16 protein-coding genes and 1 other RNA gene are annotated in these 14,885 nt (G+C 34.1%); 5 read left to right on the top strand and 12 right to left on the bottom strand.

The window, feature by feature from the left end; genetic code table 11:
- Positions 1–2: 2 nt before the first annotated feature.
- Positions 3–1,268 (bottom strand): glucose-1-phosphate adenylyltransferase, encoded by a 1,266-nt coding sequence (locus SIB89_RS00415; RefSeq protein ID WP_412560696.1) that lies wholly within the window; start codon positions 1,266–1,268, stop codon positions 3–5.
- Positions 1,268–2,476: a glycogen synthase gene (gene glgA / locus SIB89_RS00410; RefSeq protein WP_412560695.1), complete on the bottom strand. Its 1,209-nt coding sequence runs from the start codon at positions 2,474–2,476 to the stop codon at positions 1,268–1,270. Before glgA ends, SIB89_RS00415 begins: the two co-directional genes overlap by 1 nt.
- Before the next feature lie 173 nt (positions 2,477–2,649).
- Here glgA and msrB point away from each other — a divergent pair, with 173 nt between their 5' ends.
- Positions 2,650–3,135 (top strand): peptide-methionine (R)-S-oxide reductase MsrB, encoded by a 486-nt coding sequence (msrB, locus tag SIB89_RS00405; protein WP_412560694.1) that lies wholly within the window; start codon positions 2,650–2,652, stop codon positions 3,133–3,135.
- A 104-nt stretch (positions 3,136–3,239) separates the two neighbouring features.
- Positions 3,240–3,794: a DUF1572 family protein gene (locus SIB89_RS00400; protein WP_412560693.1), complete on the top strand. Its 555-nt coding sequence runs from the start codon at positions 3,240–3,242 to the stop codon at positions 3,792–3,794.
- Between the two features lie 81 nt (positions 3,795–3,875).
- On the opposite strand, the gene SIB89_RS00395 is transcribed toward SIB89_RS00400, so the two are convergent.
- Positions 3,876–4,457 (bottom strand): hypothetical protein, encoded by a 582-nt coding sequence (locus SIB89_RS00395; RefSeq protein WP_412560692.1) that lies wholly within the window; start codon positions 4,455–4,457, stop codon positions 3,876–3,878.
- Between the two features lie 223 nt (positions 4,458–4,680).
- On the opposite strand from SIB89_RS00395, the gene lpdA reads away from it, so the two are divergent.
- Positions 4,681–6,057, top strand: coding sequence for a dihydrolipoyl dehydrogenase (gene lpdA / locus SIB89_RS00390; protein WP_412560691.1), 1,377 nt, complete (start codon positions 4,681–4,683; stop codon positions 6,055–6,057).
- An 83-nt stretch (positions 6,058–6,140) separates the two neighbouring features.
- Here the strand turns inward: lpdA and SIB89_RS00385 are convergent, their stop codons facing one another.
- The 5 genes from SIB89_RS00385 to SIB89_RS00365 all read right to left on the bottom strand — a co-directional run bounded on the left by SIB89_RS00385 (position 6,141) and on the right by SIB89_RS00365 (position 9,166).
- Positions 6,141–6,614: an outer membrane beta-barrel protein gene (locus SIB89_RS00385; RefSeq protein ID WP_412560690.1), complete on the bottom strand. Its 474-nt coding sequence runs from the start codon at positions 6,612–6,614 to the stop codon at positions 6,141–6,143.
- A gap of 3 nt (positions 6,615–6,617) precedes the next feature.
- Positions 6,618–7,037 (bottom strand): type II 3-dehydroquinate dehydratase, encoded by a 420-nt coding sequence (aroQ, locus tag SIB89_RS00380; protein WP_412560689.1) that lies wholly within the window; start codon positions 7,035–7,037, stop codon positions 6,618–6,620.
- A gap of 70 nt (positions 7,038–7,107) precedes the next feature.
- On the bottom strand, positions 7,108–7,710 hold the full coding sequence (locus SIB89_RS00375; protein WP_412560688.1) for an OmpW family outer membrane protein: 603 nt from the start codon (positions 7,708–7,710) through the stop codon (positions 7,108–7,110).
- Between the two features lie 269 nt (positions 7,711–7,979).
- Positions 7,980–8,537 (bottom strand): porin family protein, encoded by a 558-nt coding sequence (locus tag SIB89_RS00370; protein ID WP_412560687.1) that lies wholly within the window; start codon positions 8,535–8,537, stop codon positions 7,980–7,982.
- A gap of 152 nt (positions 8,538–8,689) precedes the next feature.
- The gene (locus SIB89_RS00365) at positions 8,690–9,166 is read right to left on the bottom strand and encodes an outer membrane beta-barrel protein (protein ID WP_412560686.1); all 477 of its coding nucleotides are present in this window, start codon (positions 9,164–9,166) and stop codon (positions 8,690–8,692) included.
- Positions 9,167–9,384: 218 nt separating this feature from the next.
- Between SIB89_RS00365 and SIB89_RS00360 the strand changes: the two genes are divergently transcribed.
- Entirely contained in the window at positions 9,385–10,293 is a 909-nt protein-coding gene (locus SIB89_RS00360) for a site-specific tyrosine recombinase (RefSeq protein ID WP_412560685.1), read from the top strand.
- A 152-nt stretch (positions 10,294–10,445) separates the two neighbouring features.
- On the opposite strand, the gene rny is transcribed toward SIB89_RS00360, so the two are convergent.
- The 4 genes from rny to SIB89_RS00340 all read right to left on the bottom strand — a co-directional run bounded on the left by rny (position 10,446) and on the right by SIB89_RS00340 (position 12,845).
- Entirely contained in the window at positions 10,446–12,023 is a 1,578-nt protein-coding gene (gene rny, locus SIB89_RS00355; RefSeq protein ID WP_412560684.1) for a ribonuclease Y, read from the bottom strand.
- 57 nt (positions 12,024–12,080) lie between these two features.
- Positions 12,081–12,188: non-coding RNA, 6S RNA (gene ssrS, locus SIB89_RS00350), on the bottom strand.
- 59 nt (positions 12,189–12,247) lie between these two features.
- Positions 12,248–12,535: a cell division protein ZapA gene (locus SIB89_RS00345; RefSeq protein ID WP_155087748.1), complete on the bottom strand. Its 288-nt coding sequence runs from the start codon at positions 12,533–12,535 to the stop codon at positions 12,248–12,250.
- 19 nt (positions 12,536–12,554) lie between these two features.
- Positions 12,555–12,845 carry a hypothetical protein gene (locus SIB89_RS00340; protein ID WP_412560683.1) on the bottom strand — a complete coding sequence of 97 codons (291 nt, stop codon included), beginning with the start codon at positions 12,843–12,845 and terminating at the stop codon, positions 12,555–12,557.
- 279 nt (positions 12,846–13,124) lie between these two features.
- Here SIB89_RS00340 and SIB89_RS00335 point away from each other — a divergent pair, with 279 nt between their 5' ends.
- Complete coding sequence (locus SIB89_RS00335) at positions 13,125–14,813, top strand: M23 family metallopeptidase (RefSeq protein WP_412560682.1); 1,689 nt, start codon at positions 13,125–13,127, stop codon at positions 14,811–14,813.
- The last annotated feature ends 72 nt before the right edge of the window (positions 14,814–14,885 follow it).

Here is a 14,885-nt window from a genome sequence, read left to right as displayed (position 1 = left end):
AATTAAATAGTGGTACCGTGTTTAATCACGGCATCCTTTTTTACAACTACAATACCATCTTTTATAACATACTGATCTGTTTCAGTATCTTCGAGATGAGTACCACCATTTATTCTAACATCGTCACCAATGCGACAATTTTTGTCAATTATGGCATTTTTTATAAAGCAGCGTTCACCGATTCCCATTAAAATATCAATCTTTTTCTCTTCAATAGTCTCTAAGGATTCATAAGTATCGCTACCCATCATATATGTATTGATAATAGTGGATTCCTTTCCAATTCTAGAACGAATGCCAATTACGGATTTTTCTATGGTTGCAGCGTGGATTAAACAGCCTTCTGCAATAACCGCTTTATTAAGTGTGGTTCCAGAAATTTTTGAAGTAGGTAAAATACGTGCATTGGTATAAACACGATTATCTAAATCATATAAGTTGAACTTTGGGATTTCATCCGTTAAGCCAAGGTTAGCTTCAAAGAAAGAATCTATGTTTCCTATATCTGTCCAATAGCCTTCAAACGGATAACTCATTATTTTATAGTTATCAATATTTTGCGGAATGATTTCCTTACCAAAATCAACAGTACTCTCATCCTCCATGAGTTCAATTAATAGCTTTTTATTAAATATATAAATCCCTGTTGAACCTAAGTATTCACGACCTTGTTGCTTCATCTCATCGCTTACATCAGATTTCCAATCTACGATCACTTCTGCTGAAGGTTTTTCTATAAACGATGTAATTTGATTGCTCTCATCTGTTTTTAGAATTCCGAACGAAGTTCCATCCTTAGCATTTACAGGATAGGTACCAACAGAAATATCTGCATTTGCTTCAATGTGCGCATTAATCATCTCATTGTAATCCATTTGATATAACTGGTCTCCGGATAAGATCAAAGCATACTCAAAATCATGTTGAAGAAAGTGATGCATGCTCTGCCTTACGGCATCCGCAGTACCCTGAAACCATTTATCGCTCTTAATGGTTTGTTCTGCTGCTAAAACATCTACAAATGCCGAGCTGAAAAAACTAAAATGATAGGTATTTTTTATATGCCTATTTAGCGATGCCGAATTAAACTGTGTTAAAACGTACATTCTTTTAATATCCGAATTAATACAGTTAGATATAGGAATATCTACTAACCTATATTTTCCTGCAATTGGTACTGCAGGTTTAGACCTGTTTTCCGTTAATGGATATAATCTCGAACCTTGTCCTCCACCTAAAATTATGGATATAACTTTGTTGTTTATCATCAGTTGTTAATTAGTGATTGGTATATGGATTGCGTTTGTTTTGCTATTGCCTTCCAGTCGAAAAAATCCTCTACTCTTTTTCGACCTTTTTTTGCCATGGCATCTCTTAACTCTTTGTTGTTGATTAACCTGTTGATGCCTTCCGCCAGATCTTTTGAAAACTTATCAGGATTTACAGGCTCAAAAGGCGCAACATTTTGTTGCTCTAAGTTAATCAATAATCCGGTTTCTTCTGGTATGACGACTTCTTTTATTCCTCCTACCGCACTGGCGACCACAGCTGTTTCACATGCCATGGCTTCTATATTAATAATACCAAATGGCTCATATATTGACGGACAACAAAACACATCTGCATGAGAATATAACTGAATTACATCTTTTTTATCTAGCATTTTATCTATCCAAAAGATGTTGTCTCTGGTTTTTCTAGCTTCCTCAACGGCATCTTCCATTTCTTTAGCAATCTCCTTGGTGTCTGGTGCTCCTGCACACAATACTATTTGTGTATCAGGATCTATATATTTAATAGCGTTCACTAGATGAACAATGCCCTTTTGTCTGGTGATTCTTCCAACAAACAGAACATAAGGTTTTGATTTATCTATCCCATAGGTGTCTAGAACATCGGTCTCTTTAACAACGACATATTCTTTGAGATCTATCCCATTATAGACCACTTCTATTTTTTTTTCATCAACATTAAAATGCTTGATGACATCTTCCTTAGTTTCTTCTGAAACTGCGATAAGGCAGTCTGCCATTTCAATGGCAGTCTTTTCGATCCAAGATGAAGCATCATAGCCTCTTCCCAATTGCTCGCGTTTCCATGGTCGTAAAGGCTCTAAAGAATGTGTAGTTACTACCAGAGGTGTACCATAACACAACTTTGCCATAATACCAGCAAAATGAGAATACCATGTATGGCAATGAACCACATCTGCATCTATTGCTTCGGCATTCATGTGTAAACCTGTACTTAAAGTTTTAAACACTGATTTTAACTTTTCATCACTGTTCTTAAAAATACCATCCTCAAAAGGGTAACCTTTTAAAATTAGGCTGTCTTCACTGGTATCTTGATCTCCAAAAGCTCTTACCTCTATCTGCATCAATTCGGACAATTCTTTTGCCAAATATTCTACATGCACTCCTGCACCTCCATAAACATATGGTGGAAATTCTCTAGTTAGAAATAATGCTTTCATTGATTCGTTTCAGGTTAACATTCTAAAGGTTTAAAACTCAAACATAGTGCAAATTACGTGAGTTCACCTCGTATATTATAAAATTAGTAAACTTAAATATACTAAAACGATTTCGTAAGTTTTAATTTATGTGTACGACAAAATCAATAATTAAAAAATTGTAATTTTACGCTATGAAAAAGATAATATTTTTATTTACCCTTAGTTTACTCTTTAGCTGTAATTCTTCAGCACAAAAAAAAGACAAACAAGAAAAAGAAACTTTCCCTGTTACTAAAACAGAGGCAGAATGGAAGGAGCAACTTACGGACAAGCAATACTATGTTCTACGTGAAGCTGGTACAGAAAGACCTTTTTCCAGTCCACTAAACAAAAACTACGAAGAAGGTGTTTATCATTGTGCGGCTTGTGATACTCCTTTGTTTGAAAGCGAACATAAGTTTGACTCTGGTACTGGTTGGCCAAGTTTTGATAGAGAAATTGAAGGCAATGTTGCTTTTTCTACAGACTATGATATAGGCTATGCAAGAACCGAAGAGCATTGTGCAACTTGTGGAGGCCATTTAGGCCATGTGTTTAATGATGGGCCAAAAGAAACCACTGGGAAGCGTCATTGCATCAATGGCGTAGCATTAAAGTTTGTGCCAGCGGAAGAGTAAATTTCGTATGCAATATCTTATAATAGTGTTATAAAATCTACCTATGAATATTCGTAGTTTTAGTGGTTTTATAGCACTATTTTTATTGATATAAATCTAAAAGCATGGGAAATTCATATTTAACAAGCTGCATAAAACAATTTGAATATTACAAAAGTCTTGGCGATAAAACTTTTAACCAATTATCATTTGCTGAACTTAAAAAAGAATTTGAAAACGATTCTAATTCAATAGCCATTATAGTCAGGCACATTGTAGGCAATATGCTAAGCCGATGGACCAATTTTTTAACCGAAGATGGTGAAAAAACTTGGCGAGAACGGGATAACGAGTTTATTGATACTTTTCAAACCAGAGAAGCTTTAACTACCTACTGGAATAAAGGTTGGGACTGTTTATTCAATGCCCTCAAACCTTTAACAGAAGAGGATTTGGACAGTATAGTCTATATTAGAAATCAAGGGCATACAGTCACGGAAGCCATAAACCGACAAATGATGCATTATGCCTACCATATTGGGCAAATTGTTTTTATCGGTAAATTAATTAAAGGAGCTAGCTGGAAATCTCTCTCATTACCAAAAGGAAAATCATCGGATTATAACAAAAACAAGTTCTCTAAAGATAAAGCCAGGCAACATTTTACAGATGATTTGTAGGCATTGCATTGGAATATCCTTGAATATAAAAAACCCTTTCAAATCAATGAAAGGGTTTTGGTGTTTTGATTAACTTAAATGTTATCTTTTATAGATTACTTCAGCGTTTCTGATGCTCGCATCTAAATCATTCATGGAGTTAACATAGGTATAATTATTATTAAAAACTCTGTCAACCTTTTTACCAATAATGATATGCTTAACATCCAAATCTGGCGCATTAATATCTACCTGATCTTGAATCCTAACTGTTTTATCACCTAAATCAGTATCCAATTTCTCCAATCTAGAGATTACATATAAACGATTTTTACTTGCTCTTATTTCTTGTATCTCTATATCGTGCTCGTTACCAGAAACTTCGGCCTCAACCATTAGAGTTCTTTCTACTTTATCTTCACCAGGCATATTAACATCTATGTATGGAACTTCTACTTCTTCCTCTTCCATTACCACCACAACTTTTGGTATCTCTACCGTTCTTGTATTGGTTCCTACGTCCACATTTGCCCAATCTACATCGTATTCTGGTAATTCACCTGCGTCAGCATCTACATCTACATCCAACTCTGGCATCTCGCCAGATTCTTCTTTATCAATTTTACAGCTTGTTACTGAAAACGTAAAAGCTCCTATTGCAAATAATAATATTAATTTTTTCATTTTTTTAATTTTTAAGTTATTTAGTTGCGTGATTATGTTAGCTTATGTTATGGACTAATCACTTATCGCATAACATTATTGTAAAAATACTTTCATTAAAGCTTTTAGATTGTCCGAAACCAAATTAACATTTGCTCAAATGATAAAATTTGACATCTCTATATTTCAATATTGTTAAGGTATTTTCATATTTTTGCTACTCATTTTCAATATAAAATCACTTATGAGTAAATACGATATTATAGTTTTAGGAAGTGGTCCAGGTGGCTATGTAACTGCGATTAGAGCATCTCAATTAGGATTTAAAACCGCTGTAGTAGAAAAGGAAAGTCTTGGAGGCGTTTGTTTAAATTGGGGCTGTATCCCAACAAAAGCACTTTTAAAATCTGCTCAGGTTTTCGAATATCTTAAACATGCTGAAGACTACGGTTTAAAAGTAAAGGATGCCGAGCACGATTTTGATGCCGTTGTAAAACGTAGTCGAGGTGTTGCAGATGGTATGAGTAATGGTGTTAAATTCTTAATGAAAAAGAATAAGATTGATGTCATTGAAGGTTACGGAAAAGTAAAACCAGGAAAAAAAATCGAGGTAGATGGAAAAGAATATTCTGCGGACCATATCATTATTGCTACAGGTGCACGTTCTCGCGAATTACCGAGCCTACCTCAAGATGGCAAAAAAGTAATTGGATATAGACAAGCAATGACACTAGACAAGCAACCTAAGAAAATGATTGTTGTAGGTTCAGGTGCTATTGGTGTTGAATTTGCATACTTCTATAATTCCATGGGAACAGAAGTGACCATCGTTGAGTTTTTGCCTAAAATTGTTCCAGTTGAAGATGACGAAGTCTCAAAACAATTAGAGCGTAGCTTTAAAAAATCTGGAATAAAAATAATGACCTCTGCTGAGGTTACTACTGTAGATACTTCTGGTAGTGGTGTAAAAGCTACAGTAAAGACCAAAAAAGGTGAAGAAGTACTAGAAGCAGATATTGTTTTATCCGCTGTAGGTATAAAATCAAATATTGAAGATATAGGACTAGAGGATGTTGGTATTGTGGTAGATAGAGACAAAATTTTAGTTAATGATTACTACCAAACCAATATACCTGGTTATTATGCCATTGGAGATGTAACTCCTGGGCAAGCGCTGGCTCACGTAGCGTCAGCTGAAGGTATTTTATGCGTAGAGAAAATAGCAGGACAACACGTTGAACCATTAGATTACGGCAACATTCCTGGTTGTACATACTGTTCTCCAGAAGTTGCAAGTGTTGGATTAACTGAAGCACAAGCTAAAGAGCAAGGTATTGATGTAAAAATCGGTAAGTTTCCATTCTCAGCATCTGGTAAAGCGAGTGCTGGTGGAAATAAAGATGGTTTTGTAAAAGTGATTTTTGATGCTAAATATGGAGAATGGTTAGGTTGCCATATGATCGGAGCTGGTGTAACTGACATGATTGCTGAAGCTGTTTTAGGTCGTAAGTTAGAAACTACAGGCCATGAAGTTTTAAAAGCAGTTCATCCTCACCCAACAATGAGTGAAGCTGTAATGGAAGCTGTGGCTGATGCCTATGATGAAGTGATTCATTTGTAAGCACTTCCTATCCTTCCGAATGGGAGGTAATTCTTATTTTAAAAACAAAAAGCGATTCATCTAATAATTGAATCGCTTTATTTTTACAGCTTATAACCTAAGCCTAGAAATACCATATTAGGTGCAAGTTCCTCAAAACCTATGGTATATTTCATATGCATATCTAAGTTTTCAGTAAAGCTGTAGGCCAAGCCAAGATCAGCTCGTACTTTAAATTTGTTAGAAAAGAAGTCGAAAAAGTAATTTAGACTAGGACCAACAAGTATGTGAAAGTTTTTGTCAATATCATATTCCAGATAAATTGGTGCATTTAGAAATTGAAAATCCCGTATGTGAATATAGAGTAACTCTGGTTGAAGGTGGAGCTTATCCTCAAATTCAACATCAAAAAATACTCCACCGTAAAAGCCAACCTCCTCGCTTGGATTAGTACCAAAACTACCTTCGGTTACTTTAAAAAAAGTAAAATTCAGTCCTCCTTTAACGCCAAAATCAGTTTGAGCACTTACAGAAATACCTGATAAAAGAAAAGCTAGAACAAGTGTTATCCTTCTCATGCCTTATTCTATTAAACTTTGTATCGCTAAATCATAGCTTCTTAGCCCAAAACCAAGAATAACTCCTTTTGCATTTGGTGAAATATAAGACTGATGTCTAAATTCTTCTCTTGAAAATGTATTGGAAATATGAACCTCTACAACTGGTGCTTCAATAGCTTTTACAGCATCGCCAATCCCTACTGAAGTATGTGTATAAGCAGCGGCATTTAATATAATACCTTCATAGTTAAACCCAACCTCTTGTAACTTATCTATAATTTCACCTTCAATATTAGACTGATAGTAGTCAATCTTAACGTCATTGTGCTTAGACTGTAAGGTACCTAAATAGTCTTCAAAAGTTTTGTCACCATATATTTCTGGTTCTCTCTTACCTAATAAATTGAGATTTGGACCGTTGATGACTATAAATTTCTTCATAAGATAAAGGTATAAAAACCTAATAAAAAAAGCAGCCAAGTTGGCTGCTTTTTATAAAACTCTAATAGTTCTAGAATCTTCTTACAACTCCAAACCATATGTTTTTAAAGTCTAAATCTAGTCCAAAAGTGTTTCTGGCTTCTGCACCATCAAAATCTGCCTTTTCAGAAGTGTAAGACAGAGCACCAACGGAAGTAGTTAGGGCCCAATCATCATTTAAAAAGAAATTTGCACCTAAACCTACTCCAATACCAAAACCATTAAACTTTACATCATTTAATCCGTCATCTGTAGACATATAATTAATGCCCAATGAAGCGTATGGACTAAACCTTTTTTCTGGCATACAGAAATATTTAAGAAAGGCACCAGCCATAATGGTACTTTCGTCAAAAATATCTGTGTCATTAGCCTCTGCAGTATTAGACATATAGCCTAAACTTAAACCACCTTGCAAGTTTTCATTGAAGAAGTAGCCAATTTGTGGCATAATGCCAAAACTAGAATCTTTTACATCATCCTGAGATGTAGTCGAATAGTTTAAGGATCCGCTTAAAGCAATATCTCCTTCTGCCCAACCAGTAGTAAAACTATCGTTATCTTCGCCGGTTTGTGCAAAAATAATTGAAAAGCTAAAAACCGATAATACGGTAAACATTAAAAAATTTCTCATAATCTTTTGGTTTTAAATTAGTTACTACTAAATAAATGATTTTTTTGAAGAATTTATGGGATTTAGCACGAGTTATTAACAAATTAATAAACAAAATATATTTATCTTCTTAATTATCAGTCGCTTAAGTATGTTTTTAAAAATATAAATTAAGCTCCAAAACTCTATATTAACTAAATTCATAGTAATATACAGGATACCACGTGGTAAAAATTCTGGCATAAAAAAAAGGCAATTATTGCCTTTTTCCGTTGGTAGAATTAATGTTCTTAGAATCTATAGCCTAACCCTATTTGCAAATAATTAATTTTAAACTTTGCATCTAGATTATCATATTCTTCGTCTAAACGATCAGTTAAACCAAAAGAATACCGCATATCCATGAAAAGGTCCTGAGAAATATCAAAGCCTGCTCCTATAGCTAAACCTAATCCTAATCTTTTAATTCCTTCAGTATCTTTTTCTAGTATATAATCAAACTGTGGTCCAAATTGAATACTGAAGTTTTCCTTTATATTATACTTTCCCATCAATGGCAAAACCAAAACATCGCCATTTACATTGTCATGCGTAACTAAAACATATAACAATTCCGGTTGAAAATTAAATTTTTCAGAAATCGAAAAATCTGTAAAAAACCCTATATAAAATCCTGAGCCACTTGCAGAAACGGAATCTCCATCCAAAGAAAATCTCTCTATAAATGAATTATAACCTGCTTTTAGTCCATATTGAAAATCTGTTGATGAAATATTACTGTCGTCTTGAGCGTTAATAGCAATTACACTAAAAAAAGCCATAATTGCAGATATAGTAATTTTTTTCATTTTGATATCAGTTTAATTTTCCGAACACCAAATGTAAGATTTAGGCGACAATTGAAATATAACAGAATGTTAATATTTAATGTAAATAATCGAAATTCACATAAATAAAAAAAGAGGCCAGATGGCCTCTTTTATATATAATTTCAGATAGATTATAATCCGAACTCTACACCTAGAGTAATTTGACTCCAAGAAATACCGTCAAGGCTAATACCTCTATACGCCAAAACGATATCTAAAGCATCACTTACACCATACTGAACTCTTGGCGCATAGTAAAATCCGCTATCGATACCATCTGGAGCTACACCAATGGCATAACCTAAATCAGCACCTAAAGTAAACTCTTCTGATACAGCAAAACGACCAGCAGCAGCAATTGGTAACCAAGAGAAATCTTCGTCAATGATGTCGCTATCACCAAAAGAATGGTTGAATCCTACTGTTGGACCTGCTTGGAAATCTTCTGAAACATCAAACAAATAACCAAGCTCTACAGCAATAGCAAAAGTAGAAAAGTCACCAGCATCACCTATTGGTAAACCAGCATTAACACCTGCTTTAAATTCTTGTGCGTTAACACTTGCAAAAGCGAACACTGCAAAAGCAGCTAAAAATAATTTTTTCATAATCTTTAAAGTTTTAAAATTGATTAATACAAACTAATGACTTTTTTTTTAAATATTAAAGTTTCTTTACACAGTTATTAACATTTTTGTAAACACAGATGTATATGTTATTGATTTACAAACACTTATAAATTTTGTTATTAACAATTTATAATGAATATACGATAAATTGCGTAGTATTTTCACTTATTTGCGTTTATATTTTTCTATTTTTAGGCATGAAATGGTCCCAAGCGATTACTGATTATCAGCACTATCTCAAGATTGAACGTGGTCTTTCCAACAACTCCATAGAAAATTATAGCTACGACATTAAAAAATTGATCGCATACCTTGAAAATAATAGCGTAAGTAGCTCACCAATAGCTATTGACAATGAAATCATAAAACAATTCATCTATGCCATTTCAAAAGACATAAACCCAAGGTCACAGGCGCGTCTCATCTCTGGTCTTCGCAATTTTTTTGATTATCTCGTTTTTGAAAACTATAGAAAAACCAATCCCCTGGATTTAATTGAGTCCCCAAAAATCGGTAGAAAACTTCCTGACACTTTATCCATTGGCGATATTGACCTACTAATAAGCACTATTGATTTGAGCTACCAATACAATGGTGTAAATCTTGGAGAACGCAACAGAGCCATCATAGAGACTTTATATAGCTGCGGCTTGCGTGTGAGTGAGCTTATTGAGTTAAAGTTATCTGATCTATTTTTTGAAGAGGGCTTTATAAAGGTGACTGGTAAAGGTGATAAACAGCGTTTTGTACCCATTGGAGAAACCACCCAACAGTTTATCAACATTTGGAAAGACATAAGAAACCATATAGATGTTCAATCTGGTTCTAAAGATATTCTGTTCTTAAATTATAAGGGTAAAAAGTTAACTCGTGCTATGATATTTACCATTATAAAAAAATTGGTCGAGAAGTCTGGTCTGAAAAAAACGGTATCTCCACACACCTTTAGACACTCATTTGCTACGCATTTACTGGAAAACGGTGCAGACTTAAGGGCTATACAAATGATGCTAGGTCATGAAAGCATCACTACTACTGAAGTCTATATGCATGTGGATAGGACTCACTTAAGCGATGTTTTAAACAAATTTCATCCGAGAAAATAATATCTACTTTGATCTTAGAAATTTTTACATCACATACTTACTCGAGTAATGAATATAAATTTTACATAGTATGTGTTTTGTGCAGTATACATATAAAAAAAGTGCCTTAAGAAATTAAGACACTTTTTAATAAATTTAAATATACTATTACTCTACTTGGCTATATTCACGGCTCTAGTTTCTCTAATTACGGTTACTTTTACCTGTCCTGGATAGGTCATATCCGTTTGTATTTTCTGAGAGATCTCAAAAGATAAACTAGCTGCCTTATCATCAGAAACTTTTTCACTTTCTACGATAACACGTAGTTCTCTACCTGCTTGTATGGCATAAGCTTTCTTTACGCCGTTAAAACCAAAAGCTACGTCTTCTAAATCCTTTAGTCGCTGAATGTAAGAATCCAACACTTGGCGTCTCGCACCTGGTCTTGCTCCTGAAATAGCATCACAAACTTGAATAATTGGTGACAACATGGTTGTCATTTCTATTTCATCATGGTGGGCTCCAATGGCATTACAAACCTCTGGTTTTTCACCGTGCTTTTCTGCCCACTGCATACCAAGGATTGCATGTGGAGTTTCTACATCAGTTTCAGAAGATGGTACTTTACCAATATCGTGCAATAAACCTGCACGCTTAGCCAATTTTGGATTTAAACCTAATTCTGCAGCCATCACACCACAAAGCTTAGCGACTTCGCGTGAATGCTGTAATAGGTTTTGACCATAAGAAGAACGATATTTCATTCGTCCTACCATTTTTATTAATTCTGGGTGCAAACCATGAATCCCTAAATCGATAACCGTACGCTTACCGACTTCTATAATTTCTTGCTCAATCTGCTTTTCTGTCTTCCTTACTACCTCTTCAATACGAGCTGGGTGTATTCTACCATCAGTCACTAATTTATGAAGCGATAATCGTGCTATTTCACGTCTTACAGAATCAAAACAAGATAATATAATAGCTTCTGGTGTATCATCAACTATAATCTCAACACCTGTAGCTGCTTCTATAGCTCTAATATTTCTACCTTCTCTACCAATAATTCTACCTTTAACGTCATCAGATTCAATATTGAAAACAGATACACAGTTATCTATAGCTTCTTCTGTACCAATACGCTGAATGGTATTAATGATAATTTTTTTGGCCTCTTGTTGTGCAGTTAGCTTGGCTTCCTCTAATCGTTCTTGGGCATAAGCCATAGCATCTGTTTTGGCCTCTTCTTTAAGAGATTCTACCAGTTGTTCTTTAGCTTCTTCTGCTGAAAGTTGAGAAATGACTTCTAACTGTTGTATTTGGCTTTTATGCGCTTTTTCAACTTCATCCTTTTTCTTCTCAAGAAACTCCAATCTAAAATCGTAATCTTTGATTTTGCCTTCTAAAGATTGATTGGATTTTTTTGCTTTTGAAAGTTCATTGGAAATTTGGGACTCCTTATCCCTAATACGTTTTTCTGCCTCAGCCATTTTCTTATCGCGAGAAAGTATGACTTTTTCGTGCTCAGCCTTAAGTTCAATAAACTTTTCCTTAGCCTGAAGTATTTTATCTTTTTTTAATGATTCTGCATCTACTTTTGCTTGCTTTAAAATCGACTTGGATTCTTTCTCTGCATTTGCGATTAATTTAGATGCCTTTCCTTTTTCAAGGGATTTAGCGATTATATAGCCCAGTATTACGCCTAATACTACTCCTCCAACAATATATAAAATTGTGTTAGTATCCATGTTAGTTATTTAGTTTAGTATATAAAAAAAGCCTACATCAGTTTTGGATTCTGGTATAAACTCCTTAAAAACAAGTTTAGGGCTAACAAACTGATCAAGGATCCATTCTGAGATGGCTTGCTTTTACAATTTAAACTCACCCTTTTTAAAGAATTAACGTTGAGTTTATCAAAAAATATAACTAATGTAGGCAGTAACCTTATGTATTTTAAAGAACGTACGAGTTAGATGTGTTTTTGAAGCAGATCATTTAAAGCTTCTAACTTTTCCTGAACTTCCTCATTAACATACTCTTTATCTATTGACTTTTGCTCTACTTGAGCCGCAAACTGCAAAGCACACATTGCTAAAACATCTTGCTTATCTCTTACAGAGTAATTTTGCTCAAATTGCCCTATCATTGCCTCAATCTTCTTCGTGGCCTTTCGCAAACCTTCTTCCTGCTTTGGATTGATCGTTAAAGGATATACCCTGTTTGCAATAGAAAGTTTAATTTTTAATTGATCTGACATTCAGTCTAAATTTACAACTTTATTCCGAGATTTGAGCTATACAATGATCAATATCCCTAATAAGTGCATTTATTTTGAGCTTCGTTTCTCGTTTATTTTCGTCACTACCAAGCATTGAATTTGCTATTTTGAGTGTCTCATATTTTTCTGCCCAAGAAGCAACTTCTTCTTGTTTGCTAAGAAGTTCTTTTTGCTGTTTCTCTAATTGATCCGTAAGTTTCGCATTAGTTTGCTTTAAAACTTCCTGCTTGTGTAAAATCTTACTGATCTTATTCTCTAAAGCATCAACAATTTCTTCTATTTTACTCATTAAAGTAATTCAATACTGTAGAAACAAAGTTAACATACCTAATGAAAAAACACAATTCTTTTACAATTATTTTTAATTCACATAACATCAAAACAATTAGAACGTTAAGAAAATAACGTGATTAAAATAAACATTATACAAGAACAAAAATGTTTATTCTAACTCATCAACGATTCCATATGACAATATTACCACTGAAATTGTGGATATTTAAAATAATACAACATTACCATTTGTAAATTTTAATCTATTTGATATTTTAGCTGTATTGCTTAGTCTATGAAAAAGTTTTTACTCTTCTTTTTAATTACCTCGTCTGTGTACGCACAGTCAGAATACCCTCAAGATTATTTTAGAAACCCTTTAGACATCACCTTAGTGCTTTCTGGTACTTTTGGTGAGTTACGTTCTTCGCATTTCCATTCTGGCTTGGATATAAAGACCCAGCAAAAACAAGGATTGAAAGTTTACGCTGCTGCAGAAGGTTATGTGAGCCGAATAAAAATTTCGCATTACGGTTACGGAAAGGCCATTTACATCACACATCCAAATGGATACACAACGGTTTACGGCCATCTTCAAAAATTTTCTGACCGATTGGAAAAATACATCAAGGAATGTCAATACGATAAAGAAAGTTTTGAGGTGGAAGTTTTTCCAAGCTCTGAAGAACTTATTATTGCACCAAATGAAGTTATTGCATACTCTGGTAATACAGGCGGTTCTGGCGGACCTCATTTGCATTTTGAAATAAGAGACAACCAAGAACGTCCCATGAATCCAATGCTATTTGGCATTGAGGCAAAAGACACCAAAAGGCCATTTGTGTCAGCTGTATTTGCATATCCAAAAGATGAAAATGCCGTAATTAATGGTAAGAATAAACGTGTGCCACTTCGTTTGATACCGCAGAAAAGTGGTGATTATGAGGTTGAAAAAATTACCGCTTTTGGCAATATAGGTTTTGGAGTGACTTCTTATGACAAACAAGATTTGGCGCCAAACAACAATGGAGTAAGCAATATTGAAACATTTTTTAATGGCAATAAAAGCCTGGAAATAGATTTTAAGCGTTTCAGTTTTAGTGAGTCCAAGCATATTAAGCGTTTAATTGATTATGAATATTACAAAACCAAACGTTCTCGTATTCAGAAATTGTTTATTCAGAAAAACAATCCGCTGAGTCTATACAAAGATGCGTATGATGATGGCTATATACGTGTTGAAGATAGTACTTCGTCTGTTTATAAAATAAGAATTCGTGATTTTGAAGGCAACGAAACTTGGGTGAATATTCCTGTAAATGGAAAGTATGAAAAGCCCAATGAAACATTACTAGACATTGATGCCAAAAAGACATTGGTATACAGTAACCAACCGACAACGCTTCAATCTGGAAACGTTACCGTTAATTTCTATGAAAACACGGTCTATGATGATGTTTTTATTGATTTTAAAGTAAGCTCAGATACAATTCATCTTCATAAAGACAACATCCCACTTCAAAAGAATTTCTATATCAATTATGACCTAAGTAATTATAAGGTTGAGCATTTGGACAAAATTTTCATTGCGCGTTTATACGGTTATTACAAAAGACCAAGTTATGTACACACAAAGCGGAAAGGAAACATTTTGAGCGCTGGTAGTAAAACATTAGGTTTATATACATTAGTGATGGATACCGTTGCACCTACTATAAAACCCGTAAATTTTCAGAACAAGAAATGGTTGAGTAAATACCGTTATCTGAAAGTGAAAATTGACGATGAATTATCTGGAATCAGCAAATACAGAGCAACGGTAAATGGTGAATGGATCTTAATGGAGTACGACTATAAAACCAAGATGTTGGTGCACGATTTTAATGATAACATCGTTAAAGACACTAAGAACGAATTAAAGATAATTGTTACCGATAATGTTGGAAATAGTTCTACATTTGAAGCAACCTTTTTCAGAAAATAAATGAAATAACATTAAAATCTTGTCACTCTGAACTCGTTTCAGAGTCTCATTTTCTGTTTTTCATACTTTGAG

Source organism: Winogradskyella sp. MIT101101, assembly GCF_047126865.1.
Classification (GTDB): Bacteria; Bacteroidota; Bacteroidia; order Flavobacteriales; family Flavobacteriaceae; genus Winogradskyella; species Winogradskyella ouciana.
This window is presented reverse-complemented; position numbering and strand designations above follow the sequence as displayed.